This is a genomic window from Caproicibacterium amylolyticum, assembly GCF_014467055.1.
Classification (GTDB): Bacteria; Bacillota; Clostridia; order Oscillospirales; family Acutalibacteraceae; genus Caproicibacterium; species Caproicibacterium amylolyticum.
The window spans coordinates 1,522,822-1,549,519 of the sequence record NZ_CP060696.1 but is presented as its reverse complement, the minus strand read 5'-3'; the positions used below and the strand labels follow the sequence as shown (position 1 = coordinate 1,549,519).

Sequence of the window (26,698 nt, the reverse complement as noted above, 5' to 3'; positions counted from 1 at the left end):
AGGATGAATGAACCTTTTTCAGCCTATCATCCGGCTGTAAATTTTATATTTTTCACGTCTGCAGTACTGTCTGCAATGTTTCTGCTGCATCCCTGTTTTTTATGCATTTCAGCGGGTATGGCTTTGCTCTATTATGTGCTGCTAACCGGAATCCGCGGTGTGAAGTTCCTGTTCTCAGCAACAGCATTGGCAGTTTTCATTACACTGCTGAATCCGCTGTTTAATACGAACGGCAATACAGTACTTTTTAGGCTTTGGGACAGCAGGCCATACACATGGGAGGCGCTGACCTATGGCTTTGTTGCCGGTGCGGTATTCCTTTCGGTTATTCTCTGGTTTGCCTGCTATAATCGCATTATGACAAGCGATAAGTTTATTTATTTGTTTGGCCGCCTGGTACCTGCCGTTTCGCTGGTGCTTACAATGGTGTTGCGCTTGATCCCAAATTACCAAAGGTCGGCACAGAAAATTTCTAATGCCAGAAAATGTATTGGCAAATTTAATACAGCCGGAACGACTGTGCAAAAGCTGAAAAACAGCATGGCAGAGCTTTCTGCACTTACTTCTTCAGCATTGGAAAATTCGATTCTTTCGGCAGATTCGATGAAAAGCCGGGGATACGGCTGTGCAGAGCGTACGGCGTTTTCTCAATATAACTGGTGTGCAGCAGACAGAATTTTTTTACTGATAATTTTTGTAACAATCATGCTTGTGATTTTCTGCGGACAGGAAAGCACAGCATCTTTTTTGGGCGGTCCGCCGGCAGCCGCTGCGGTACCGGATGTTCCTTTACTGGCAGGTGCGGTAAGTTATGCACTGCTACTATTTCTTCCTTCATTTATTCATATTAAAGAGGAACTGCAATGGAAATATTTAAGATCGAAAATTTGAGTTTTGCTTACCCAGTATCCGGCAGGGAAGCACTGCATCAGGTGAGCCTTTCAATTTCGCAGGGAGAGTATCTTGTGCTTTGCGGAAAAAGTGGCAGCGGAAAAACGACTCTGCTGCGTCACTTGAAATCTGTTTTAGCACCACATGGAAAGAAAAGCGGTCACGTCCTTTTTTGTGGACAGGAACTGGAAGCGGTCACTCTGCGCAATCAAAGCAGCAAAATTGGCTTTGTCATGCAGAATCCGGAAAATCAGATTGTAACAGATAAAGTTTGGCATGAATTGGCTTTTGGGTTGGAAAGCCTCGGCACTGACCAAAGTGTCATGCGTCTGCGTGTGGCGGAAATGGCAAGCTACTTTGGCATACAGTCCTGGTTTCACAGGGATGTGCGGGAACTTTCCGGCGGACAGAAGCAGCTGCTGAATTTAGCGTCTATTATGGCAATGCAGCCGCAGGTGCTGATTCTGGACGAGCCAACCAGTCAGCTTGACCCAATTGCAGCTGCTGATTTTTTGAATACAGTCTGCAAAATCAATCGTGAGCTTGGCACAACGGTGATTCTTTCGGAACATAGGCTGGAGAACATTTTTCCCAATGCTGACCGTGTGGTGGTGATGGAGCAGGGCAAAGTGTTGGCAGATGGGAATCCACGCAGTATCGGGCAAAAGCTGGCAAGAGAGCACAGCGACCTGTTTGTTTCACTGCCAGCGCCTATGCAGATTTATTATGGTGTTCAAAAAAGCACTTTGCCGTGTCCGCTGACGGTTCGGGAAGGTCGGAATTGGCTTTCTGAAAGTTTCCATGGAGAAACCCCGAAGATAACCAGAATCGATAAGCCTAACGCAGAACAAGAAACTGCTGCAGGTGTGCTGGAAATGAAAGATGTTTGGTTCCGCTATGAAAAGGACGCTCCGGACATACTCAAAGGAGTATCTTTACAGGTGCCAGCGAACAGCCTGTTTGCAATCGTCGGCGGTAACGGCACCGGAAAATCTACAACTCTGAAAGCGGCCTGTGGTATTTGCAAACCGTATCGCGGGAGAATCAAGATTTTCGGAAAGCCACTGAAAAAATACAAAACCACAGAACTTTTTCAAAACTGCCTTGCCATGCTTCCACAGGACCCGCAGTGCCTTTTTGTTAAAAAGACTGTAAAAGAAGACCTTTGGGAAATGCTTGCAGAGGAAAATTTGCCGCAGCAGGAAAAAGAAACATTGATTCAAACGGTTGTTTCCCAATGCGGTATTGCGAATCTATTGGAATCCCACCCCTATGATCTTTCAGGCGGGGAGCAGCAGAAAGCTGCTTTGGCAAAGGTTCTGCTCTGCCGGCCTAAAATACTGCTGCTTGACGAACCGACAAAGGGTATCGACAATTTTTATAAAATACAGCTTGCACGGATTTTTCAGATGCTGAAAGAAACCGGTACGACGATTATTATGGTTACACACGATGTCGAATTCTGTGCGCAGTATGCGGACAGCGTTTCCATGTTCTTTGACGGTGCGGTTTTAACTACCAGTGCGCCGAGAAACTTTTTTGTGCAGAACAGCTTTTATACGACGGCTGCCAACCGGATGAGCCGTCATCTGTTTGAAAATGCAGTAACCAATGAGGATGTGATAGAGTTATGGCGGAGAAATTTCAAATAAAAAAAAGCAGCATTGCTTCTGCCGTTTGCATTGCCGCTGTTATTTTGCTTTTGATATTCGGCGGGCGAGTGTTCGGAAACCAGCAGTATTACGCAGTTAGTCTGATGGTTATTCTACTGTCAATGGTTCCATTCTTTCTGGCGTTTGAAAGCAGAAAGCCGCAGGCACGGGAAGTGGTTACGCTGGCGGTTATGTGTGCGCTGGCGGTTGCTTCACGGGCAGTATTTATCTGGCTGCCGCATTTTAAGCCAATGACGGCAATTATTATGATTGCTGGTGCCGCATTTGGAGCGGAGGCTGGATTCCTGACCGGTGCGGTTTCTGCGTTTGTTTCAAATTTCCTTTTTGGGCAGGGACCATGGACTCCGTGGCAGATGTTGGCATTCGGCATCGCCGGATTTTTGGTTGGTCTGCTCTGCAACAAGGGAATTCTCAGCAAAAAACGAATCCCGCTGTCCATTTTTGGCGGTATTGCTGTGCTGGTGTTGATTGGACCAATTCTGGACACCAGTACACTCTTTATGACAGCGGCCTCTGTTACGCAAGAAAGCGCGGCGGCAGTTTATCTTTCCGGTCTCCCGGTCAACGCAGTCCATGCACTTGCAACTTTTTTAACACTGCTGTTGGTATCACAGCCTCTGTTTGAAAAGTTGGACCGCATAAAACTGAAGTATGGCATCATGGAGGCAGACCGTGAAGTTTGATTCGTTCCATCCGGCTGTCAACTTTTTGTTTTTCACAGCCATTTTCGCGTTTACTGTCAGTTCTAATCATCCAGTATTCGTACTGATTTCGTGGATTTGCGCATTTCTGTTTTCGCTTCAGTTAAACGGAACACGGGCATTGGTGTTTAATATCGTTTTAATACCGTGTATTGGCTTATTTGCGGCATTTTATGCCTCGTTCACTCATTTTGGAGTTACCACTTTGTCTATTAATTGGATAGGAAATCGTATTACAGCAGAATCACTGCTGTATGGCAGCATAGTTGGTTTGACAGCAGCGGCTGTACTAATGTGGATTTCCTGCTTTCATGCTACTGTACCGTCTGATAAAATCATCTATTTGTTTGGGCGTGTGGCACCAAAATTTTCACTGCTTCTGTCCATCTGTCTGCGTCTGGTTCCGCGTATAAAAGCAGAAGAAAGCAGCATTAACGCAGCACAGTGCGGCATTGGCAGAGGAAAATGTCAGGGCAGCTTTTTCTTTCGGATGCGGCATGCTTTTCGGGAAATTTCAATTTTGATATCGTGGACACTGGAAAATTTTATTCAAGTATCCGATTCAATGAAAAGCAGGGGCTTCACACTAAAAAAGCGGACAGCCTGTTCCATTTATCGCTTTGACAACCGAGACCGTATTTTTGTGATTTTTCTCTGCGCGCTGATTACAGGAGCAGCGGCGGCAGCCATGTTTGACCAAATGCAAATTCAATATGACCCACAAATCGTATGGAATGATATTACACCGATATCCATTCTCTTTTATGTACTGTACAGTTTACTGTGCCTACTGCCTGCGATTGTGCAGGCAGTTACGCAGATACATTTTCGTTTGCAAGAATCCAATGTATGAGTTTTTAAGGGCCCGCACTGTTTACTGCTTACAGTAAATCACTGTAAACATAAACAGTGCAGGTCCTTTTTACTTGCATGATTTTTGCATATTGATATTTTGGAATGCAATGCTATAATGATAATTGCTAAATACTGTATATTTAGGTGCAAGATGGAGAGGAAGATTTAATATGTATGAGACCTGTTTATCCTTTTGGGATACACTTTCGGATGCACAAAAGGAAAGTATTCACCGTGAGGCGGAACTCATAGAAGTACCGGTGGGTGCTCGGAATCCATTTGGAAAAGAAAAGAATTATCAAATGCTGGCCGTGATAAAAGGGCGCATTCGTGTTTATATGCTTGCCGAGGATGGCAAGGAAGTGACTTTTTATCGTATGGTTCCGGATTCCCTCTGTTCGTTTATGCTGAAAGATTGCCTGAGTGAAGACGGACAGATTGGAATTATGCTGCAGGCCGAAAGTAATTCTGAAATCTTGTGTATTCCGGTGCAGCTGCATGAAGCCCTGCTTACAGAATCAGCGGCCTATTTAAAGGAACAGATGGAATCTGAGCGCGACTGTTGCAGAAAGATTACTGGTGTTGTGAATGATATCCTTTCTAAGCGGTTGGACAGCCGCATCGCCAAGCTGCTGTTGGAAGAAAGCAGCTTTTGCGGAACAAATCAACTGAAAATAACACATGAAGAAATTGCCTGTCATCTGGGCAGTGCGCGAGAAGTTGTTACACGAATTTTAAAGGATCTGCAGAAACGGCAGATGTTGATTTTGCATCGTGGGGCAGTTGTGATTACTGATAGAGAAAAGTTGAAAAAACTGATATAGATAAAATCCATCTGATAAAGATTCCAAATTCCAGTTATTACTTTTATCTAATTGGAGGTTCAATATTAATAAATCTATTTATTACAAATAAGATATCAGATAAAACATCAAAAAAGTTACAAATAGAATAGCAAAGTCCAATAAATGTAACTATGTTACATACAAATTAGCAAAATGATGGTAACATATTTGTTGTCACCAAGAAGAAATAAATTCCAATCAAGTAATTAACCAATAGTTATCACTTGTAAAAGCAAAGCCGATGAGAATCGGTGACGCAAAGCTAAAGGGCCCCTCAGCTAACTGAGGCGGCAGCCAGCTGCCAAAGCAAAGCGGATTTTCAATCCGCAGTTGTTTTGGCATTTTTTTTGCCTGTTTTTAAGCGGAACAAAGGGAGGAAAGTCAATGAAGATTGACGGCGTAACATTGAAACGCAGAATTAAAAAGTCTATTTGTGCTGTTTTGTGCCTTACCGTCCTTTCCTCTGCTGTTTCCATTGAGATTGCGGGAGTGGATGCCAACGCGGCAAGTGCTGCTTCGGTTACTGCACAGGATATTCAAGATGGACTTGGCAGTGCAAGATACTTTGGCATTTTAGCGAATAAACTGGGAAACAGTTCTGCTCTCAATTTTGAGTCAAACATTGCAGTTGCAAATATCACCGGCTCACAAGGGGAAATAGGAAATGTAAAAAGCTGGGGAAAGGCCTCCGCTGGTTCCGGTACAGTTACACTAAGCATCAGCGCACCACAGGGTACTTACCAATTCGGCATCTATCAGGATGCAGCGGGTACGCAGTTACGGGGTGAACCTTTTTGGATAGAACCCAACAAGGACGGCACCGTGCAGAAAACCATTACCGGTCTGACTCCCAACAAAACATATTATGCTTATTTGATACAGAATGGCAAGGTAAACACGGCAGTAGGTGCCAAACTAACTGCAACTTCTCACTCCAGTTCTGATGATTATGCATCTATCAATTACATAAAGGATGTCAATTACCAATCAGACACAACCATTAAAGTCAAAGGTGTTGCCGAAAGCCCCAGCAAAGTTTATTTTGGGGACAGCTGCTCATTAGAACCGATTGGCAATGGCTCCGGTCAGGGATATATTAAAAATAAAAAGCAATATCGCTATTTGGTTGACGAATTTTCGTCTGTTACAACTACAAATCAAGAAAAATTCCCAGTTTCTTTAGGTGCACAGGGAAACGAGTTTGCAAAAGAAACTTATGACAGTTTAAGTAAACTTTCCAGTCAGTTAAGCCAATGCACGGATTCGGCGGCGGACGCGCAGGTAAAGGTCATTAATTTAAACCTACAGTCCCAATATGATTTTTGGTCTGGAGAAAATATTGTATATAGTTCGCAGATAAAAGCAGCTCTGTGCAACGCATTGGGCTATGGAGATTATAATGACCTTGCAAATAAAGGTATTTCCCTTTTTGACGATCAGTATCTGGTAATCAATTTCAACGTTGATAAAAATTGTGACTATATAGATATGCCTGAAATCAGAATCGGCGGGGTAAATCCAGGATCACAATACGATCCCGTTGCACGCAGAGTCTTGTGGAACTTTGGTACGGTTACAAAGGATGTTCAAATATATTCTTCAGCGCAAGCGGGCATGTTGGGAACCATTCTTGCACCAACTTCCGATGTCCAATTATCGAACTGCCTGATAACAGGTGCTGTTTATGCGGATGAAGTCAACATTACGAATGGCGGCGGCTTAAAGCGCGCGACCTTTCAGGTTGGAAGCTCTGGTGTGGCAGTCGTAACAGTACCGTCGCCTTCAGCAGAAGTGAAATTGCAGAAGACAGCTAAAATGCAGTCAGATGGGCGCACCGCAGAAATAACACTGACGCCCACCGGTTCTATCAGCAGCTATACGTCTATTCCAAAGTCAGAAGTTATTATGATGCTAGACCGCTCAACCAGTATGAAATTGTCAGTTGACGGAACAAAACACGGTGGTGATTACTGGCACAGTGATGGTGACTATCCAGAGGATCAGGGAAGCAGTAATTATAAAAAGTATGCAGGGGATTCCAGACTGGCAATTCTAAAGTCCGCCGCTGCAAAATTCATGGGTAAGTTAACGCAAATCAATACGCTGCTGCCAAGTGATAAACAGATTGATGTGGCAAATGGCGGATTCTGTTGGACGAAAAGAGCTGTTGGCAATTCTTATTTTTCCTATTTAAAAGATGATCCGATGAATACCCAGGACTATAACGCGGTCCATAATGCAGATGGGGAAAAAGAGTACAATTATAACTCCTATAGACCCCACAACACTAGCTTCGAGGGTACTTTCATAAACGGATTTACATCGCCGACAGCAGCGGGAAATCAAATCGCTAATCTTTACCCGTCCCCGTATACTTGCCTGGATGCTGCAATTGATAAGGTGTCTTCCGTATTAGATCACACGAATGGAAAGAAAAAATATGTAATTTTCATTTCAGATGGTGAGCCTAATGGGCCGGACATCAACGGAGCTAACAGCGCGTCGCTTGCAAAACAGTATATGTCAAGGCAAGGTATTTCCGGACAAAATGATACCGTGGTTTACAGCGCATTTATCGGAAGCAGCGACCGCGGCGAGGCGGTTATGCGGGCACTTGCCACGTCGGATGAAAACTATTTGCAAGTTACAGACGATGATGCATTGAATAATGTTTTCAAAAAAATAGAAGAAGGCATTCTTTCTTATTCTTTTGATAACAGTACAACGTTGACTGATACGCTGCCTGCTTATTTCATGCTGACAGCAGGGCAACAAAAAGCGATTGCCAGCAGTTATCCCAACAGTACTGTTACCGTTAACGCTGACAATACAACTACAATTACATGGAAAAACCTGACGCTGGGTGCTGCCCAAGATATAAAGTTTCAGGCAACTGTAAGAAATGACTATTTTGCAAATCCCGATGGGAAAAAAGTTTCCACAAACCTTTCTGCAGTGCTGAATTATACGGATCCAATTAGTAAGACACAAAAAACGGCAACTGCGCCTTTACCAATGGTGCAAATTGAAGGTAATGCGGTAGTGACTGGTGGTACCCAGAAAATCAAACTTGGTGAACAAGTCAATCTGCGCAATTTGAGCAAATTTACAAACAGCGATAAAAGTCGTTACGGAGACGGAGCAACGGCCGGCTTTACAACTACACCAAATACTTTAACAGGCTTTACCTGGCAACTGCTTGATACAAACCGGAAAACAGTGTTGGCGACTTCCAGCAATGGTACCGCATGGTACACACAGTCTGGCAAAACACTGACAGTTTCACCAAATGCAAATACAACTTATTACTTAAAAGTTATAAATGCTGGACTGTATAAAAATGCGAACGGTGAAGTCGTTGAAAGAGATTTCAATCAGATAAGGCCCCTTGATATTCAAGTAGAAAGCAGCGGAACTATCACACTGCATAAAGAATTGCAGGGCGGTGGCGACCAGAATAAAGAATTCACCGTACAGGTTCGGGGTGGCAACGGCTACGCGGTTGACTTACCGTTGACTGCTGCTAATTTGACAGGTTTGAAGTTGACTAACTTGCAGCCAGGAACCTACACAATTCACGAAGTGGTTCCGCAGAATTATAAATTTCTATCAATGGCTGGCGCTACTTTAGCAGATTCCGCTGCCAACACTTATCAGGTCGTAATTTCAGCACAGCAAAAGGATTACAATGTTACCGTAAAGAATTCTTATCAGCCAAGTTCTTATTTCTACACAGGTGATTCAAAAACTAACACCTTTCAAACATCCGGTGATTTTCAAAAGCCAAACTAAAAATACTTGGATTTATTCTCTGTAAAAGGAGGTGGCAAAACTGAAACAGATGACCGAAAGAAAACAAAAACGGTTGAAAATTAGTGTTGCCGTGGGGGCTGTATTGGCATTGTCGGTCGCTGTGGCAGGCACAACTTTCGCATGGTTTTCAAAAACGGCAAAGGAACCAAATACCTTTAGCGTTGCTACAAATAAAGTTGCGGTTACGGAAGAATTTACACCTCCAACAAATTGGCATCCGGGTGATCCCGTTTCCAAAAAAGTTTGTTTTACAAATTATGGTCAGTTGGATGTTTATCTTCGGGTTCCTGCGCCTGCCGAAATTTGGACTGGTGCTGATGGCGGCTACTTGAGCAGCCAGTACATAGATCAGAATAAGGATAAACACGATGTGGCTGCAAAATCCTATACCAGCGCATGGAAAAACGAATGGACACAAATCGGTGATTACTATTATTACAAAGCAACCTTAAAACCCGGTGCTAAAACAGATTTGGTCATGGATGCCGTTACGTTAGATAAAAATGTACCGAATCTTGCAGCTTATCAAAATGCGCAATATCAACTGAAATTTACTGTGGAAGCGGTGCAGTCGCTGCCTCAAGCAGCCCAGCAGGTTTGGCAGATGCGGCCGTCGGGCAGCAGCCCAAATTTGAGCTGGACTGCATACCAAGGAACATAAAGGAATTGTCAGAAAAATATGAAAAAAGTTTTAAAGGTAGTTTGGAACATCATTTTTTACGTGGCAATTGCAGCGTTGGTCTTTAGCGTGCTGATGTTTTCTCTGAGCAATAATCCGAATAAATCATTTTTGGGATATCGCTTTTACAATGTTCTTTCCGGCAGTATGACACCGACGATTTACAAAGGCGATATGGTTTTTGTAAAGGTGACTTCTGCTGCGGACATTAGGATTGGAGACATTGTTACTTATGCTGCCTCCAGTGATCCAACTGGAAAAACTGTGGTAACGCATCGTGTAACTGCGGTTAAAAAAGGCAATGACCAACAACCGGTGTTTACTACGCAGGGTGATGCGAACCCAACTGCCGACAAACCCGTTTCCGCAGGCCAGATTGTTGGTGTTGCAGTCGGAAAGCTGCGGTACGTGGGCGGAATTTTGGATTTTGTTAGAGAGCACGTTTTAATTGTTTTGATATTCACTGTTGCTGTTTTGCTGCTTGTTTCCGGTATGAAGTTAATTTTTGGGAAAAAGCGCACCAGTACAGTTGAATGATAGATTAGACAGTAATCATATTAATTTTTTGCAAAATTGAAAGGAGAACAACAATGAACGAAAACAACACAAACGTAACCGAGCAGGAGATTCAGGCAGCTCCGAAAAAATCTGTAAAGAAGAAGGTCTTGGGGGCAGCCTCCGTAGTTTGTGCACTGGGCCTGCTGGCTGGCACATTTGCGTGGTTTACAAAAACACAGTCTAAAGACAACGTATTTTCAACTGATACATTCAATACTAGCCTTGTAGATGTTTATGACCCGATTCCGGTTACCCCCGGCGCGGATATCACTAAGGAAGTCGGTGCAGTCAACAACGGTCAGACAAAGGTTGTTGTACGCATGAAGCTAAACGAGAAGCTGCAGACACTTGTCACAGATGAAAATGGTCCAGTCATTACAAAAGCAGATTCCACGACAGCTGCAGCAAATCAGACTGCAGTCTTATACAGCGATACTGCTTGGAAGTCCCTTGCTGTAGATTACACAGAGAATACCGCACTCAGCCAGAACGGCCTGCATGTTTATACAAAGGATATTTCCAAGGGCAACGAAAAGGGCACCTCTTACCTTGCATACTTTGATGTGAAAGACGGCAAGCAGGTTGTCGAATATACACCAGCAAAAGCAGGAACCGATACAACATCTGCTGTTGCGGCTTCTGTTAAGTACGAATTCTATACAAAGAATGCAGAGCAGGCAGCGGCTGTTACCGACAAGGCTAACATCGACAAACTGATTCAGTTGGGACTGAATGTAAAGGACTGGACTTATAATGCAGACGGCTATTTCTACTACAATAAAGTCCTGAATCCCGGTGACAAAACTGTTAATCTGGTTTCTAATGTCAAGTTTGACAGCACGCTGGGCAATAGCTTTGCAGGTGCTACATATACTCTGACTCCTACCATGGAAGTTACTCAGGCAAATGTAGATGCAGTTAAGGACATTTTCAAAGTGCAGGCAACTTTCAATCAGAATGGTACTGTTTCCTATGGCGCAATTTCGGCAGCAAGTGAAGTTCCGGCTGCATCTTCCACAGCCTCTGCTGTTTCTCAAGCAGCGTCTTCTGTAGCCTAAGTATTGTGTAAAAGCGCAGTAAAATAAAGGGGAGAGGAGGGGCTGATATGTGGAAAAAAGTGATAGCAGGAGTATTGATTTGTGCTGTAATGCTGTTTAGTTCCTCTGCGGCTTTTGCCGAGAGCTATTATGCTCCAATTAATCCACAGATTATCGATGCAGACAGCAATGTAACAGGTCTTACGATAACGGATGAAAAACCCGGTTATTTTGCAAACCAAAATAAGCTGGTGCCCGGTGATACCGTGCAAGGCTCCTATAAGATACACAATACTTCTAATTATGCTTCCTATCAGCTGTATCTGTATTCTGAAACCCCCTCCGGCAGCGGATCTGGTGCGCAGGATCTGATTCATCAAATGAAACTTACACTGACATTGGACGGAAAAGAAATTTACAACGGCACCGCAGATGGTGCAGAGGATGGCAGTGGAAGGACCATGCTCCGTCCAGCAGGCAATACCGGCAGCAATTATCCCAGCGGCGTTTATTTGAATCTCGGTGCAATCAGGCGCAATTCAGAGCATATTTTAAAAGCAGTTTTTGCTGTACCTTCTGTTTTGGGAAACTTGTATCAGAATGCTTCCGGAAAAATCACATGGACGTTTTATGCGGAAGCAAGCGGTTCTCCGACATCTTCAGCGACTCCTCCAATACCGACCTCGTCCGGTACGACCAGTAATGGAACAGGCAGCTCTTCTTCAGCTGACAGCGGTTCTGTATCCAGCGGGCCGCAATTAAATTCCAGCAGTATGGCAAGTAATGGCGGCGGCCAGGAAAGTTCCTCGGCGTCATCTTCGCATACACCAAGCGCGGATGGCACGATTTCCAATTCACATGGTGGTGGAGGCAGTTCTGGCAGCAGTACACCCAATGGGTTCCTGAACAAAGTGTTTAAAACGGGTGATGATGCGCCTATTGCAGGTGCGCTGGCAGTCTTTGTCGCAGCTGAAGCAGTAATATTGGTACTTCTGCGGCAGCGAAGGAAACGTAAATAAGTTTATCCTGTAAAACAGCTCTGAACTGAAAAAATTACAGTTTAGAGCTGTTTTTCGGTAAACAAAAAGCCGGTGCAGATTATCTGCACCGGCTTTTTTAGACTCTGCGAACAGTTGCCGAAGAAGAATTTAAAATAACCTTTTGGTGAGAGGAACAGGCTTTGTTCCATTGGCTAATGGGCATGCTACATTTGGTCATAAACCATTTTTGTCCCGGCAGCCGCAGCGAAATCATCATTTGAAAGGTATTGTGTGTGTCAGCAAAGAAACTGCTGCGGTAAAGCCAAGTATTATGAAGAATAACCGGGTTTGCACTCGGATAAAAAGGTACACCGTTTGTGAAGTGAATCCCGTCTGTAGATTTCGAAAGGAAAAGTGCAAAAGAATACTTTTTGTGATAAAGACCGGTTTGCAGCAGGTAGTAAGTGTTATTGCAACAAACAACATCCTGATGCCAGGGAGTATATCCGGCCGGCAGCGGAATACGGCAGGGAACTACCTGCGACCAATGCGTTCCGTCTGTACTGACAGCATGCATCAAACGATTGGAGCGGTCAGTGTACCAAAATTTATATTGTCCACTCTGATAGTTTACTGCTAAACTCATCATGTTTTGCGGTGCAGTCTGCATTAACTGGGGGTTAGACCAGTGAGTGCCATCAGAACTGAGTATCCGATAGTAAAAATCTTTTGCATAATTTGGCTGCCTTGTTTTGCGGTTTCCAGCATTATAGCGGTACCAAAGTTCCATGCGGCTTTTGCACATTACCAGATGTGAGTCAGAGTAATGCCCGCCGTACCGTACATCTTTTGGAACACCTGTTACCGGATTATGAATTCCACGCGGTGTTACCCAATTGGTCATGTCATTGGAAACGACAATGCAGGGGTTTTCATAGTCGTCATTTCCTCCAGGATAGGGTGTAATTGACATCCAGTAACGATAACCATGCCAGCCGTTTGGAAAATACAAAATTTTGGGATGTGTGGATTGATTGGAACCGTCGTAGGTTGGAACAGCCGCCAGATTGTATTTCTTTTGCAGACGCAGAAAATCCAGATGCATAACACTGCGTACGCCATCATTACGCAGTGGCTGCGGCTTTGTGAGTGCAGCAGCGGCAGCTCTTTTGCTTGAGGACGGTATTGTTTGAAGCAGAGTTTTACGCACAACTGCTGATGAAGTTTTTTTCGAAGCAGGCTGCACTGAAAATTTTACAAAACTGCACCCGGAGGAACAGAGAAGTGCGGCAGAAAGCAGGCAAACTGTTGCAAACTTATTTATTTTTCGATTCTTCATATTTTACCTCCATTTTACAATTATTGGGATTATAATAAACTCTTCTACGAAAAAAATCAAGATACAAGTTGTGAACAATTCCAAAAATAGGAATAATTACAATACTGAAATATTTTTTATGCCGGGTATTAGCAGACAGATGCTGAGCTTTATATCATTAATTTAATTTGAATTACATATATTAACTTTTATGGATTTCATATTCAGAGTGTTTTAAGAATTTCAAACCATTGTTCATGAATTGTTAATTAAATTTGTAGTGGAACTATAGTAAAATATGATAGACAGAAATAATGAGTGCTAAAAGGACGGTTTGGCTTGTTTGGTTATATCAGACCGAAAAAATCTGAACTTCTGGTACGCGAATATGAAGCCTACCGCGGAATTTACTGTGGGGTATGCAAAGAACTGGGAAACAGCTACGGTGCGGTTTCCAGATTGTCACTGAGTTATGACAGCACCTTTTACGCAATCTTTTTGTTTGCCTTGAACGGTAACTGCCCTGATTTTCAGTCTGGACGCTGTGTTGCCAATCCACTGAAAAAATGTACTTTTTGCATGGGTACTGAACCGCTGCTGCGGCAGGCGGCTGCTCTTTGCGTACTACTGACGGTTCAAAAATTGTGGGATGACTTAAAAGATCACGGAAAAGGACACATTCGTGCGCGCTTCTTGTTGCCATTAACGCATCATGCACACCGCAAAGCGGCAGCAGATTATCCTTGGATGGAAAAAATCGTACAGACATATATGGAGAAGCAGTCTGCGGCAGAACTTCAGCCGGATGTAAATTTGGATTCTTGCGCGGCGCCAAGTGCGGAAATGCTCGCGGAAATTTTTGCGCATGAAGCACAGGAAGAAAAGCCAGAGCGCCGTGTCCTGTGGGAGATCGGTTATTTCCTTGGCCGATGGATTTATTTGATTGATGCGGCAGATGATATGCAGAAGGATGCCAAAAGCGGAGACTTCAACTGGTTTGTAAGGCAATATGGCATTACACAGGATAGTGATGAGGATGACCTTGCTAACGCACGTGAGCAGGCAAATGGGTGTTTAAACCTAACGATGTCTCGCTTGTGCGCAGCTTTTGAATTATTGGATATGAAAACGTTTGCTCCGATTCTGCAGAATATTGTGGAACAGGGGCTTCCGGAAATGCAAAAACAGCTGCTTTTTAAAAAGGAGAAAAAATAAATGGCTGATCCGTATCAGGTCTTGGGCGTGTCCCCAAATGCAACCGATGATGAAGTAAAAACTGCATATCGCAATCTCGCAAAGAAGTATCACCCCGACAATTATGCGGACAGTCCGCTGGCCGACCTTGCAAGCGAGAAGATGAAGGAAGTCAATGAAGCATACGACAACATTATGAGCCAGCGGAAAAACCGTACGCAGGGTAATCCGTTTGGCGGCAGTCCTTATCAAGGTGGTTACACCGGGCCGCGGCAGAATCCTGCTTCCGGTTTTTCGGATGTACGTTCTTTTATTATGAATGGGCGTATCGCTGATGCAGAACAGATATTGGACGGTGTTCCGGCGGAAAGCAGAAATGCAGAATGGTATTTTTTGAAAGGAACTGTCCTTTACAAACGCGGTCAGTTGGAGCAGGCAGCTTCTTACTTAGGGCATGCGTGCCAGATGGACCCCGGCAATATGGAATACCGTGCGGCATTTAACCAGATCAGCAACCAGCGAACCGGCTACTATGGCGGCTATGACCCAGCAATGCGCAACAACAATGATAGTATGAATCAGGCGTGCAACTGCTGCGGCAATCTGGTCTGTGCAGATGCGTGCTGTGAATGCATGGGCGGTGACTTGTGCCCCTGCATTGGGTGTCGGTAAACCAAGGAGGCTTTCTTGTGAAGCAGAATCATACCCTGAAAATCGCTTTCTGTGGTATTATGACTGCACTGGCACTGGTGTTTATCTGCTTGGGCGGTCTTATCCCAATCATGACCTATGCAATGCCCGGCTTGGCTGGCCTGATGCTGATACCGATTGTTGCTGAGCTGGGGCCTGCATGGGCATGGCCTGTTTTTGCTGCATCATCCGTACTCGGTACTTTGATTGGCCCGGATAAAGACGCAGTGCTGGTGTATGTAATGCTGCTGGGTTACTACCCGATTGTGAAAGCACTGATTGAGCGCCGCCTGCAGAGCCGTTTGGCTCGCTTGGCTGTGAAGCTGGCTTTGTTTAATGTTGCGGTGATCCTTGCTTTCTTTATCAGTGTGAATTTGCTTTCGGTTCCGCTGCAGTCCTTCACCATTGCGGGTGTTTATCTGCCGGGTATCCTTTTACTGGGCGGCAATGTTGTGTTTTTACTGTATGATTACGCAGTCAGCGGCGTGGTTGTATATTATTTTCGAAGACTGCATCCTTTTGTCAGAAAATGGCTTTCCACAAAATTTTGAGTGCTCTGAAAATAGAAGTTCCTGCATATTTGGAGCTGCTGTAAAACATTTTCAGTGTTTTGCAGCAGCTCCCATTTTGCGGTTTCTAGAAGTTTTTTATTGCCGTTGCGGAAAAAAATATCCACTTTTTGGAAATTTATGACTTACATAAAACCACTTGAAATTACACGGAACGAGATCTGTACCGCTTAAGAGCACGAATGAAAAGCAAAGCAGGGCATAATTCCTGAAATACTTTGAAAAATCAGACCTTTTCAAAGTAAAATGCAGGATTCTCAGTTTTTACTTGCTTTTTGGGGCTCAAGGCTTTAAACTTGTTACCGGGAGTTGATAAAATGAATGACTTTTTAACTACGCGAATTCAAGAGAAGATGGGTACCTTCTCAAAAGGTCAGCGCCTGATTGCTAATTATATCATGGAGCATTACGACAAGGTCGCATTTATGACTGCTTCGCGTTTGGGTACTACAGTGGGGGTCAGCGAATCCACAGTAGTGCGTTTCGCTACAGAAATTGGCTATGCAGGTTACCCGGAACTGCAGCGAGCTATGCAGGAAATGATTCGCAGCAAACTGACCATTGTGCAGCGCATGGAAGTAACGCGGGAACGCATTGGCCAGAATGACATACTGGATGCGGTGCTGAATCAGGACAGCGATATTATCCGCCGCACGATGGAATATACTTCTCATCAAGATTTTTACATGGCTGTGGATGCAATCCTCACTTCTCGCAAAGTTTATATTCTGGGTGCGCGCAGCTGCCAGGCATTGGCGTCTTTCCTGTCTTACTACTGCGGGCTTCTGCTGGAGGACGTTATGCTGGTGCAGGCGACCAGTGAAGCGGAGATTTTTCAACAGCTGATTCATATTAATGCGCAGGATGTAGTGATTGGCATCAGCTTTCCGCGTTACTCGCGCAAAGCGGCGAAGGCTATGCAATTCGCGCACAACTGCGGTGCAAAAGTAATTGCCATTACAGATACAGCGGTTTCTCCGCTCGCGCAGTACGCGGATTATGCACTGCTTGCCCGCAGTGACATTGCTGCTATTGTGGATTCGCTGGTGGCGCCGCTCAGCCTGATTGATGCGCTGATTGTTACGCTGTCCCTGAAAAAGGAAAACAGCATGGACAAAACCTTTGATCGTTTGGAAAATATTTGGGAAGAATATCATGTCTACGAAAAAGTAGATAATACTGCTGAGGATGATGCAAAAAATGCAGACGCCTGATGTTGTCGTTGTTGGGGCAGGAGCCGCGGGGTTAATGGCTGCCGGAACAGCTGCACACCGTGGACTAACGGTATGGCTGGTTGAAAAAAATGCACAGACCGGGAAAAAACTTGCAATTACAGGGAAGGGTCGCTGCAACCTGACAAATGACTGCAGTGTGCAGGAATTCCTTGAAAATGTTCCGACCAATCCGCGCTTTCTTTATGGTGCTCTGAACCGCTTCAGCCCAGAGGATACGAAAGCTTTTTTTGAAGGACTTGGCGTTCCACTGAAAACAGAACGCGGACGCAGAGTCTTTCCACAATCTGACAAGGCTGAAGATATTGTAAATGCATTGACAGATTGGACAGTTGACGGCGGAGTCAGCATAATTCGCGGCAGCGTCAGTCGCTTGCTGACCCGTGCGGGCAGGGCTGCTGGAGTTCGCCTTTCAGATGGGCGGGAAATTGAAGCACAGCAGGTCGTCCTCTGCTGCGGCGGAGCATCATATCCAACTACCGGTTCTACAGGCGCAGGATATAAAATTGCTGCCGAAGCGGGGCATACCATACATCCATTGTATCCCTCACTGGTACCGCTGACCTGCGCGGGGGAAGAGTGCAGGGACATGATGGGGCTGTCCCTGCGCAATATTTCCTGCAGATTTTATGACTGTGTTAAGAAAAAAGTCATTCATGAAGAGTTCGGTGAAATGCTTTTTACACATTTCGGCGTATCCGGGCCAGTTATCCTTAGTGCAAGTGCACATTTGCGAAATATGGCAGCAGGGCGTTACCGAATTGAGATAGACCTAAAACCTGCACTGAGTCCGGAAAAACTGGACGCACGCTTAATTCGTGATTTGGGAGAGCATCCAAACCGTGCGTTTGCGAATTCGCTGACTGCACTGCTGCCGCACAAATTGATTCCGATTGCAGTGAAGCATTCCGGTATTGATCCACAGACAAAGTGCAGCGAAGTTACACGTGTGCAACGCCATGCCTTCGGCGAATTACTGAAAAAATTTCCATTTACGGTTACCGGCTTTCGTCCAATCGAAGAAGCAATCGTAACCAGCGGCGGTGTTGCAGTGAATGAAGTTGACCCCAAAACGATGCAGTCTAAAAAAATCCCGGGGCTGTACTTTGCGGGTGAAATGCTGGATGTGGATGCTTATACAGGCGGGTATAACCTGCAGATTGCATTTGCAACGGGCCACATGGCCGGTGAAAATGTGCAGCAAGTCTGAAAAAACACAAAAAAGGATTTGAATTTGTGCGCGTTTGTAGTATACTTAACTGTATATGCTGCGCGCATTTTTGCGGTACAGTGAATTTGTTCTTCGGAGGTCTGTTCATGATCCATATTGCGATTGATGGTCCGGCCGGTGCCGGCAAAAGTACAATTGCACGTCGGCTGGCTGCACAAATTGGCTTTATTTATGTCGACACGGGCGCCCTTTACCGTGCAGTCGGCTTGTTTGCGCTTCGCAGTCACGCTGAAACGCATGATGCAGCGGCAGTGACGGCACTGCTGCCGCAGATTGAACTTTCCCTGCGGTTTGAAAATGGTGTTCAGAAAGTTTTCCTTAATAATGAAGATGTTTCAGAAGCAATCCGTACACCGGCAGTCAGCATGGCTGCGTCCGGTGTTTCGGCAATCCCACAGGTGCGGGAGTTCTTATTTGATTTGCAGCGCAAAATTGCATTGGAAAGCAACATCATCATGGACGGCCGAGATATCGGAACTGTAGTGCTGCCTAATGCGCAGTTGAAAATTTTTCTGACTGCTTCTGCAGAGGACCGCGCACAGCGCCGTTTTGAAGAATTACAGGTAAAAAGTCAGCCTGCAGATTACCGGCAGGTTTTAGATGACATTCGTCAGCGTGATTATCAGGATATGCACCGTGCTACAGCACCGCTGAAGCAGGCAGATGATGCAGTGAAAATTGACACTACCGGAAATACACTGGAACAGAGCATTGCACTGCTGCGCGGAGTAATTCGGGAAAAACTGGGATTGTGAAACGGGAAAGGACAAAACCTGCTATGAAAATGACGCCCATGTACCGACTGGCAAAAGTTGTACCGCAGTGGTTTGCCAGACCAATTCTGCCGAACTGTGTGCACGGAAAAGAAAATATTCCGAAAAGCGGTGCAGCGATTATCTGTATTAATCATATGCGAAATTCCGATGCTGTAAGAATGTTCCTTTCCTGTCACCGCCAGATTTTTTTTCTTGGAAAATCCGAGTTATTTGAAAATAAATTTGTAGGTTGGGTTCTGCGCTGTGTTGGTGTTATTCCAGTGCAGCGTGGTCATGGTGATGTCGGTGCTATCAATTCTGCCGGTCAGCATTTGCAAAATGGTGATTTGCTTGGTGTTTTTATTGAAGGCACCCGCAGCAAGGACGGCTCTTTGGGTCAGCCAAAAGCTGGTGCTGCCATGCTGGCGTGGCGCTATCATGTCCCGGTGATACCGTGCTGTATTACGGCGAAAGATGGACGTCTGCCAAAGTCTTTTGAAAAATGCTGTGTGACCTACGGAAAACCGGTTATGCCCGAGGAACTTGGCCTTGTCAACGGTAAAACAAGTGAATTTCGCTCAGCAAGTCACATGATTATGGACAAAATCAAAGAAATCCGCGAAAAGGATTTGAAGGAGTTTCGAAAATGAAGCGCCCTCTGTTTCTGTTTCGATTGATTTATCAGTTTTTACTGCGTGTAACATCACCTTTTGGAGTGTTGCTGCTGCGTATTCGGTTCCATGGTTTGAGGAATGTACCCAAAAAAGGGCCATACATTCTTTGCTGCAATCACCGCAGTGTAATTGATCCCTATATGATAGCAATGGCTGTTCCGCAGCACTTGTATTTTATGGCGAAACGTGAGCTTTTTACAGATCACGGCCCGCTGGCTTCCGGCTTTTTGCATGCCATGGGCGCGTTCCCAGTTCAACGGGACAGTGCAGACATACAAAGCCTGCGCAGTGCCGAGGAGATCCTCAAACGAGGCGATGCACTGGCAATCTTTCCGCAGGGTCGGGTTGTGTTTGACAACACATCATTTCGTCCTAAGGCGGGTGCGGCGCTGATTGCCGCGCGCACAGGTATGCCGATTTTGCCGGTTTCCATTTGGTGCAAAGGCGCATGGCGGTTTGGAAAGCGCGTTACAGTTCGTGTGGGACAAATGCTGCCTGCACAAATTTTCTCTGGTTCAGAAAAGAGCCGCAAGTTGCTGCATGAATCAGCAAAACTACTGGCGGACAGGATTAATCATCAACTGGAAGAGGGACACGGCTTTTGAAAATTGAAGTAGCAAAATCTGCCGGCTTTTGTTTTGGAGTAAACCGCGCGGTTACGTTGGTTGAAGATTTATTGAGGCAGGGGAAAAAGGTCTGCACATTAGGCCCAATTATCCATAATCCACAGACGCTTGCACACTTGGAAAAGTTGGGCGCACGCATTGTGGAAGAACCGGAACAGGTACCTCCCGGCAGTACACTGGTTGTTCGCAGTCATGGCGTTTCCCGCAGCGTAGAGGAGCAAATTGCACGGCTTCCGATTGAATGTGCCGATGCAACCTGCCCGTTTGTAGAAAAAATCCACCGTATTGTAGCGGAACAGGGGCAGGCGGGCCGTATCGTATTAATTGCCGGAAATCCTGAACACCCGGAGGTTCAGGGGATTTTAGGGCACTGCACCGGTACGGCATTTGTCTTCCCAACTGCAAAAGAACTTGAAAAGGGCATCGAAAGATGGCAATTTTCACAGAATAGTGCTGTATCTGTTGTGGCACAAACCACATTTAGTGTTGCAGAATGGCGAAATTGTCTAGAAATCCTGAAAAAGGTATATACAAACGCCAAAATTTTTGATACAATATGTAATGCGACTGCTAGCCGTCAGTCTGAGGCGGAATCACTGGCCTGCACCTGCGATGCCATGATTGTCCTAGGCGGTCGGCAAAGTTCCAATACGGCCAAGCTGTATGAAGTGTGCAGTAGGCACACGCAAACTATTTTTGCACAGTCGGCAGCCGAAATTCCCCGTGAGCTTTTCGCTGGGGTGCATCATTTAGGTATTACTGCCGGTGCCTCCACACCGGCAAGCATTATAAAGGAGGTACTAGTTACCATGGCAGAAATTAATGAGGGCGTGCACAGCCCGGAGACCGCAGAAAGCGGTGACAACTTTGCAGAGATGCTCGAGGAGTCTCTGAAAAGTTTAAATACAGATGAAAAGGTTCACGGCATTGTCGTTGGCATTACCCCGACAGAAGTCCTTGTAGATGTTGGCCGTAAACAGTCTGGTTTTGTTCCGCTTTCCGAGTTGACCGCAGACCCCGGTGCCAAAACAGATGACTTGGTAAAAATCGGCGACGAAATGGATCTGCTCATCATGCGTACAAACGACCAGGAGGGCACCATTATGCTTTCCAAGCGCCGTTTGGATGCTGCCAAGGGCTGGGATGAAGTTGTTGCAGCCGAAGAAAATCAGGAAATCCTGACCGGTACAGTTGTTGAAGTTGTTAAGGGCGGCGTGATTGCTGTAACAAAGGGTGTTCGCATCTTTATCCCTGCTTCTCAGGCAACTGCTTCCCGCAGCGATCCGCTGGACGCTCTGCTGAAGAAGGAAGTTGATTTCCGCATCATCGAAGTGAACCGTGGCCGTCGTCGCGCAGTTGGTTCCATCCGCTCTGTCCTGAAGGATCAGCAGAAGAAGCTGGCTGAAAAGTTCTGGGAAACCGCAGAAGAGGGCAAGGAATACGACGGTGTTGTGAAGTCGCTGACTTCCTATGGCGCTTTCGTTGATTTGGGCGGCATTGATGGCATGATTCACATCAGTGAGTTGTCTTGGACTCGCATTAAGCATCCGAGTGAGGTTGTCAGCGTTGGTGATAAGGTTCATGTGTACATTAAGGGCCTTGACCACGAAAAGGGCAAGATTTCTTTGGGATACAAGCGTCCCGAGGACAGCCCGTGGGAAGTACTGAAGCGCGATTATCCGGTTGGTACGGTTGTTGAGGCTACTGTTGTTGGCATGACAACATTTGGCGCATTTGCCCGTATTATCCCCGGCATTGACGGCCTGATTCATATTTCTCAGATTGCTGACCACCGCATTGAGAAGCCGCAGGACGAGCTGCAGATTGGCCAGACAGTGAAAGCTGTCATTACTGACATTGACTTTGACCGTCACCGTGTCAGCCTGTCTATCCGTCAGCTGCTGGAAAACAGCGAAGAATCCAACACAGCCGACGAGTCTGCTGAATAATTTTTGAAACGCGAAGCGCGCAAAGAGACCCTCGGTTTCTTTGTGCGCTTTTTTCATTGTGCTTTGCAGGAACCATTTTTCCACATGCTGCTTATACTGGTGGCAGAAAGAGAAATCTTTTTCGGAAAAATGGGGTGGATGTATGAGAAGGCATTATCGTGGCAGACCAATCGCATGGGGGCCGCTGGTATTGGCGGCAGCCTTGATCATTGGTTTTATTGGTCTGGACACTGCACTGAAGCCCTATATGTACGCGGTTGCGGGCTATGAAGCGAAAAACTATGCGGTGCAAACAGTAAATTTTGCCGTACAGAGCGAACTTGCGGCAAAAAGCGTGAACTATGATAATTTGGTGCAGATTACACGGGCAAGTGACGGTGCAGTACAATCAATCAGCAGCAATATTGAAGCGCAGAATACTTTGCAGGCGCAGCTAACTCAAACTGTGCAGAAAGCGATTCAGGAACAGTCCCATACAACGGTGAATATTCCAGTCGGTACGCTGACTAGCAGTTCCATACTGCATGGCCGCGGTCCTAGTTTGCCACTGAAAATCACGCTGTCAGGCTGTGTGCAGGCGCAGTTGCAGAGCAACTTTGACAGTGCCGGTATCAATCAGACGCGTCACAGGCTGTTTCTGCGTGTCACAGTTTCGCTGTACACTTATATGCTTGGGAAAAACGCCGACCAGCAGGTTACAGTGGATGTGCCGGTTGCAGAGACGGTAATCGTTGGGGAAGTACCCAGTGTTGCATTGTCGCAGTATGCTGCTAAGGCCAGCAGCTGATTCTTTCCATACGCCCCGCAAGATTGCATAAAAAATTCGGTACAGGAAATGTACAGAATGAGAGGAACTATATTGCAGCAGAATGAAGCAAAAGCGCGCGCCGCACAACTGCGCGAACAGATTCGGTATCACAACCGGAAATACTATGTGGAAGACGCTCCGGAAATAGACGATTTTGAGTACGACATGCTGTACAGAGAACTGCAGAATCTGGAAGAACAGTTTCCACAGCTGCGTACAGCAGATTCGCCTACACAGCAGGTTGGCGGCGCACCCCTTGCGCAGTTCAGCAAAGTGCGGCACGAAGTTGTTATGGAAAGTCTGCATGATTCCTTTTCCCACGCGGAACTGCGTGACTTTGACCGCCGCGTTCGGGAAACAGCGGCAGATGTGACATATGTTGTTGAGCCGAAGTTCGACGGCCTTTCCGTTTCACTGGAATACCGTGACGGTGTTTTTACCCGCGGTTCAACCCGCGGTGATGGTACCGTCGGCGAGGATGTTACAGAAAATCTGCGTACCATCCGTACAATTCCTAAAATGCTGAAGCGCCCGGTGCCGTTTCTGGAAGTGCGCGGAGAAGTTTATATGTCACACGAAAGTTTTTTCAAGCTGTGTGCGCAGCAGGAGCTCGCCGGTGAAAAAGCTTTCAAAAATCCACGCAACGCTGCCGCCGGTTCCCTGCGGCAGAAAGACAGCCGCATAACGGCAGCCCGCGTGCTGGATATTTTTGTTTTTAATGTACAGCAGATAAGCGGAGACACACTGCACAGTCATGATGAAGCACTGAATTACCTGAAAGACTTAGGTTTTACCGTAACACCTTTCTTTAAAACCTGCCAAACGATTGACGAAGCAATTGAGGAAGTGGAGCGTATTGGCGGTCTGCGGGGCAGCTTGGGCTACTCTATAGACGGTGCGGTAATTAAGGTGAACAGCTTTGCGCAGCGGCAGGAACTGGGCAGTACCGCGAAGTTCCCCAAATGGGCGGAAGCATTTAAATATCCGCCGGAAGAAAAAGAAACGAAGCTGCTGAATATTGAGGTGAATGTCGGCAGAACCGGTGTGCTGACACCGACCGGCGTGTTTGAGCCGGTTTCACTGGCAGGTACTACCGTCAGCCGTGCAACGCTGCACAATCAGGATTATATCACAGAAAAAGATATTCGCGTCGGTGATACGGTAAAACTGCGCAAAGCGGGTGAAATCATTCCGGAAGTGGTTAGCGTGGTTTCCCATGCTGAAGATTCTGCTCCATATCAGCTGCCGGAAGTCTGCCCATCCTGCGGCAGCCCGGTTGTGCGGGAGGAAGGGGAGTCGGCTGTACGCTGTACCAATGCTGCCTGCCCCGCACAGCTTGCCCGTCACCTGATTCACTTTGTCAGCCGCGATGCAATGGGCATCGACGGCTGCGGCCCTGCAGTTTTGGAACAGCTGATTGCAGAGAAACTTGTAAAGTCGCCTGCAGATTTATATACTCTGACGCTTGCGCAGCTGACACTGATAGAGCGTATGGGAGAAAAATCAGCGCAAAATCTGCTGGACGGTATTGAACGAAGCAAACAAAATGATCTTTCACACCTTTTGTTTGCTATGGGCATCCCACATATCGGCCAGAAAGCAGCAAAACTACTGGCGGCGCGTTTCGGCAGCATGACCAACGTCTTTAAAGCTACTGCGGAGGAAATTGCCGAAATAGACGGCTACGGCGAAATCATGGCGGAAAGCGTTCAGGAGTTTTTCAGCCTGACTGCTACTGCTGAACTGGTGGCACGCCTGCGCGATGCTGGTGTGAACATGGAAAGTCAGCAGCAGGTGCAGGACACCCGTTTTTCCGGAAAGACTTTTGTATTGACCGGTACTTTGCCGAACATGACTCGTGTACAAGCGGCAGAAGTCATAGAAAAGTTCGGCGGAAAAGTGAGCGGCAGCGTCAGCAAAAAGACAAGCTATGTCCTTGCCGGAAAAGAAGCCGGCAGCAAGCTGACAAAAGCGCAGACCCTCGGTGTACCAATCCTTTCAGAATCGGACTTTGAGGAACTGCTGAAGTAAAACTATAAAATTTTAAGGAGATTCATATGCTCACCAGCAAACAGCGCGCATATCTGCGCAGCCTTGCCAACCCGCTCGAAACCATCCTAATGGTGGGAAAAGGCGGCTTATCCTCTGACATTGTGTATCAGGCCGATGCAGCTCTGGAAAAGCGGGAACTGATTAAAGGACGTGTTTTACCGGAAACCTGCCCGGTTTCTTCCAAAGAAGCGGCCGAAACTTTAGCCGGTGAAACTCACTCTGAAGTGGTGCAGGTAATCGGCTCTCGGTTCATTTTATACAGGAAAAACCAGAAAGAACCGAAAATCACTCTTCCCAAAGCGCCGAAAAAGTAATACAATAGAATTTGTATAACAGTTTTCTATGAAAGTGGGCTGTAAAAACAAGGGGATGCACGATGGACAAACTTTTGGTGTATGGCGGTACCTTTAACCCGATTCACAACGGGCATGTGCACCTTGCGGCCTGCTTTGAAAAAATTACAGGTGCGCAAAAGGTTTTGCTGGTGCCGACCCGTGTACCGCCGCACAAGGAAGTAAATGGTTTGGTTTCTGCAGAACACCGGCTTGCTATGTGCAGGCTCGCGGCAAAAGGCCGCGGCTGGCAGGTCAGTGACATGGAAATTCGAAGGGCTTCCCCAAGCTATACGGCGGATACATTGGAACAGCTTTCTGCTGAGTTTCCAGATACCAAACTTTACTTCGTAACCGGAGAGGATATGTTCCTTACACTGCTTTCTTGGCACGATCCTGCACGCATTTTGAAGTATGCGACAATTTGCGCTGCACCGCGGAGTACTTCCGGTCTGGACAGGCTTCTGGCTTATGCGGAAAAAATCCGGCAGGAAGGCGGCAAGGCACTGGTACGGGATGTGCAGTACCTGCCGGTGTCCTCTACACAGGTACGCAGTGCTGTGCAGACACACCGGGATGTGCAGTCACTTGTACCTCCTGCGGTTGCAGCTTATATTGCACAGAATTCTTTGTATAGGGAGCCGAAGTAATGAATATTACAGAATACAGGAGAATTATACGGCCGCTGCTGGGTGATTACCGTTTTCACCATTCCGTATGTGTCAGCGACGCAGCCTGCGAGCTTGCCAGACAGTATGGTGCGGATGAGGACAAGGCGCAGATGGCAGGTATCCTGCATGACGTTATGAAAGATATTCCGCACGAAGAACAGTTGAAACGTATGGAGGAGTACGGCGTTGTATTGACCGATGTAGAACTGCACGCGCCAAAGCTCTGGCATGCAATATTGGGTGCCGCTTACCTGCACCATGTGCTGGGCATCAGTGACCCGGAACTGCTGGATGCGGTTCGGTACCACACCACCGGTCGCGCTCACATGACGCTGATGGATAAAATTATATTTACCGCGGACTTCATTTCAGCAGACCGCACTTATGATGGCGTTAAAAAATTCCGCAAAATGGCAAAGGAAAGTCTGCCCAAGGTTATGCATGCGGAACTTGCCTACACCATTGAAAGTTTGGCTAAGGATGGTATTCCAATCCATCCAGATACACTTGCAGCGTATAATGAAGTTTCACTGGAAATTATTTCAAATAAGGAAGGCTGATAAGC

At 46.3% G+C, this 26,698-nt stretch carries 25 protein-coding genes and 1 riboswitch; of the genes, 24 read left to right on the top strand and 1 reads right to left on the bottom strand.

What is annotated here, in order from left to right; genetic code table 11:
* Nucleotides 1–3: 3 nt before the first annotated feature.
* From H6X83_RS07420 to H6X83_RS07375, 10 genes are all read left to right on the top strand, one after another.
* Nucleotides 4–891, top strand: a complete 888-nt coding sequence (locus H6X83_RS07420; protein WP_212505875.1) for an energy-coupling factor transporter transmembrane component T — start codon at nucleotides 4–6, stop codon at nucleotides 889–891.
* Nucleotides 864–2,543, top strand: a complete 1,680-nt coding sequence (locus H6X83_RS07415; protein ID WP_212505874.1) for an ABC transporter ATP-binding protein — start codon at nucleotides 864–866, stop codon at nucleotides 2,541–2,543. The genes H6X83_RS07420 and H6X83_RS07415 overlap by 28 nt, the downstream gene beginning before the upstream one ends.
* Nucleotides 2,522–3,247 carry an ECF transporter S component gene (locus H6X83_RS07410; protein WP_212505873.1) on the top strand — a complete coding sequence of 242 codons (726 nt, stop codon included), beginning with the start codon at nucleotides 2,522–2,524 and terminating at the stop codon, nucleotides 3,245–3,247. The genes H6X83_RS07415 and H6X83_RS07410 overlap by 22 nt, the downstream gene beginning before the upstream one ends.
* Entirely contained in the window at nucleotides 3,237–4,118 is an 882-nt protein-coding gene (locus H6X83_RS07405) for an energy-coupling factor transporter transmembrane component T (RefSeq protein WP_212505872.1), read from the top strand. Before H6X83_RS07410 ends, H6X83_RS07405 begins: the two co-directional genes overlap by 11 nt.
* Nucleotides 4,119–4,290: 172 nt before the next feature.
* Nucleotides 4,291–4,944, top strand: a complete 654-nt coding sequence (locus tag H6X83_RS07400; RefSeq protein WP_212505871.1) for a Crp/Fnr family transcriptional regulator — start codon at nucleotides 4,291–4,293, stop codon at nucleotides 4,942–4,944.
* Nucleotides 4,945–5,186: 242 nt separating this feature from the next.
* Nucleotides 5,187–5,271: riboswitch (cyclic di-GMP riboswitch) on the top strand.
* Nucleotides 5,272–5,349: 78 nt separating this feature from the next.
* Nucleotides 5,350–8,757, top strand: a complete 3,408-nt coding sequence (locus H6X83_RS07395) for a hypothetical protein (RefSeq protein WP_212505870.1) — start codon at nucleotides 5,350–5,352, stop codon at nucleotides 8,755–8,757.
* 49 nt (nucleotides 8,758–8,806) lie between these two features.
* Nucleotides 8,807–9,439 (top strand): BsaA family SipW-dependent biofilm matrix protein, encoded by a 633-nt coding sequence (locus H6X83_RS07390; protein ID WP_212505869.1) that lies wholly within the window; start codon nucleotides 8,807–8,809, stop codon nucleotides 9,437–9,439.
* Nucleotides 9,440–9,457: 18 nt separating this feature from the next.
* Nucleotides 9,458–9,994 (top strand): signal peptidase I, encoded by a 537-nt coding sequence (locus H6X83_RS07385; RefSeq protein WP_212505868.1) that lies wholly within the window; start codon nucleotides 9,458–9,460, stop codon nucleotides 9,992–9,994.
* 53 nt (nucleotides 9,995–10,047) lie between these two features.
* Nucleotides 10,048–11,073 (top strand): TasA family protein, encoded by a 1,026-nt coding sequence (locus tag H6X83_RS07380; protein WP_212505867.1) that lies wholly within the window; start codon nucleotides 10,048–10,050, stop codon nucleotides 11,071–11,073.
* 47 nt (nucleotides 11,074–11,120) lie between these two features.
* A complete protein-coding gene (locus H6X83_RS07375; RefSeq protein WP_212505866.1) occupies nucleotides 11,121–12,071 on the top strand; it encodes a hypothetical protein in 951 nt (316 codons plus the stop codon).
* A gap of 97 nt (nucleotides 12,072–12,168) precedes the next feature.
* On the opposite strand, the gene H6X83_RS07370 is transcribed toward H6X83_RS07375, so the two are convergent.
* Complete coding sequence (locus H6X83_RS07370) at nucleotides 12,169–13,371, bottom strand: hypothetical protein (protein ID WP_212505865.1); 1,203 nt, start codon at nucleotides 13,369–13,371, stop codon at nucleotides 12,169–12,171.
* Between the two features lie 318 nt (nucleotides 13,372–13,689).
* Between H6X83_RS07370 and H6X83_RS07365 the strand changes: the two genes are divergently transcribed.
* The 14 genes from H6X83_RS07365 (at nucleotide 13,690) to yqeK (ending at nucleotide 26,693) form a co-directional block, all read left to right on the top strand.
* Nucleotides 13,690–14,565, top strand: a complete 876-nt coding sequence (locus H6X83_RS07365; protein WP_212505864.1) for a DUF5685 family protein — start codon at nucleotides 13,690–13,692, stop codon at nucleotides 14,563–14,565.
* Nucleotides 14,566–15,216 (top strand): DnaJ domain-containing protein, encoded by a 651-nt coding sequence (locus H6X83_RS07360; protein WP_212505863.1) that lies wholly within the window; start codon nucleotides 14,566–14,568, stop codon nucleotides 15,214–15,216. It begins immediately after the preceding gene.
* Nucleotides 15,217–15,233: 17 nt separating this feature from the next.
* Nucleotides 15,234–15,785, top strand: a complete 552-nt coding sequence (locus H6X83_RS07355) for a hypothetical protein (protein WP_212505862.1) — start codon at nucleotides 15,234–15,236, stop codon at nucleotides 15,783–15,785.
* A gap of 335 nt (nucleotides 15,786–16,120) precedes the next feature.
* Nucleotides 16,121–17,017: a MurR/RpiR family transcriptional regulator gene (locus H6X83_RS07350; RefSeq protein WP_212505861.1), complete on the top strand. Its 897-nt coding sequence runs from the start codon at nucleotides 16,121–16,123 to the stop codon at nucleotides 17,015–17,017.
* Complete coding sequence (locus H6X83_RS07345) at nucleotides 17,004–18,245, top strand: BaiN/RdsA family NAD(P)/FAD-dependent oxidoreductase (RefSeq protein ID WP_212505860.1); 1,242 nt, start codon at nucleotides 17,004–17,006, stop codon at nucleotides 18,243–18,245. Before H6X83_RS07350 ends, H6X83_RS07345 begins: the two co-directional genes overlap by 14 nt.
* A gap of 107 nt (nucleotides 18,246–18,352) precedes the next feature.
* Entirely contained in the window at nucleotides 18,353–19,021 is a 669-nt protein-coding gene (gene cmk, locus H6X83_RS07340; protein ID WP_212505859.1) for a (d)CMP kinase, read from the top strand.
* A complete protein-coding gene (locus tag H6X83_RS07335; protein WP_212505858.1) occupies nucleotides 19,018–19,671 on the top strand; it encodes a lysophospholipid acyltransferase family protein in 654 nt (217 codons plus the stop codon). The genes cmk and H6X83_RS07335 overlap by 4 nt, the downstream gene beginning before the upstream one ends.
* Complete coding sequence (locus H6X83_RS07330; protein WP_212505857.1) at nucleotides 19,668–20,300, top strand: lysophospholipid acyltransferase family protein; 633 nt, start codon at nucleotides 19,668–19,670, stop codon at nucleotides 20,298–20,300. Before H6X83_RS07335 ends, H6X83_RS07330 begins: the two co-directional genes overlap by 4 nt.
* Nucleotides 20,297–22,270, top strand: coding sequence for a bifunctional 4-hydroxy-3-methylbut-2-enyl diphosphate reductase/30S ribosomal protein S1 (locus H6X83_RS07325; RefSeq protein ID WP_212505856.1), 1,974 nt, complete (start codon nucleotides 20,297–20,299; stop codon nucleotides 22,268–22,270). The genes H6X83_RS07330 and H6X83_RS07325 overlap by 4 nt, the downstream gene beginning before the upstream one ends.
* A gap of 142 nt (nucleotides 22,271–22,412) precedes the next feature.
* Nucleotides 22,413–23,057, top strand: coding sequence for a sporulation protein YunB (gene yunB / locus H6X83_RS07320; RefSeq protein ID WP_212505855.1), 645 nt, complete (start codon nucleotides 22,413–22,415; stop codon nucleotides 23,055–23,057).
* A 72-nt stretch (nucleotides 23,058–23,129) separates the two neighbouring features.
* Nucleotides 23,130–25,109: an NAD-dependent DNA ligase LigA gene (ligA, locus tag H6X83_RS07315; RefSeq protein ID WP_484484185.1), complete on the top strand. Its 1,980-nt coding sequence runs from the start codon at nucleotides 23,130–23,132 to the stop codon at nucleotides 25,107–25,109.
* Between the two features lie 26 nt (nucleotides 25,110–25,135).
* Nucleotides 25,136–25,444: a YhbY family RNA-binding protein gene (locus H6X83_RS07310; RefSeq protein WP_212505853.1), complete on the top strand. Its 309-nt coding sequence runs from the start codon at nucleotides 25,136–25,138 to the stop codon at nucleotides 25,442–25,444.
* 62 nt (nucleotides 25,445–25,506) lie between these two features.
* Nucleotides 25,507–26,112 carry a nicotinate (nicotinamide) nucleotide adenylyltransferase gene (gene nadD, locus H6X83_RS07305; RefSeq protein WP_212505852.1) on the top strand — a complete coding sequence of 202 codons (606 nt, stop codon included), beginning with the start codon at nucleotides 25,507–25,509 and terminating at the stop codon, nucleotides 26,110–26,112.
* Nucleotides 26,112–26,693 carry a bis(5'-nucleosyl)-tetraphosphatase (symmetrical) YqeK gene (gene yqeK, locus H6X83_RS07300; RefSeq protein WP_212505851.1) on the top strand — a complete coding sequence of 194 codons (582 nt, stop codon included), beginning with the start codon at nucleotides 26,112–26,114 and terminating at the stop codon, nucleotides 26,691–26,693. The genes nadD and yqeK overlap by 1 nt, the downstream gene beginning before the upstream one ends.
* Nucleotides 26,694–26,698 lie beyond the last annotated feature (5 nt).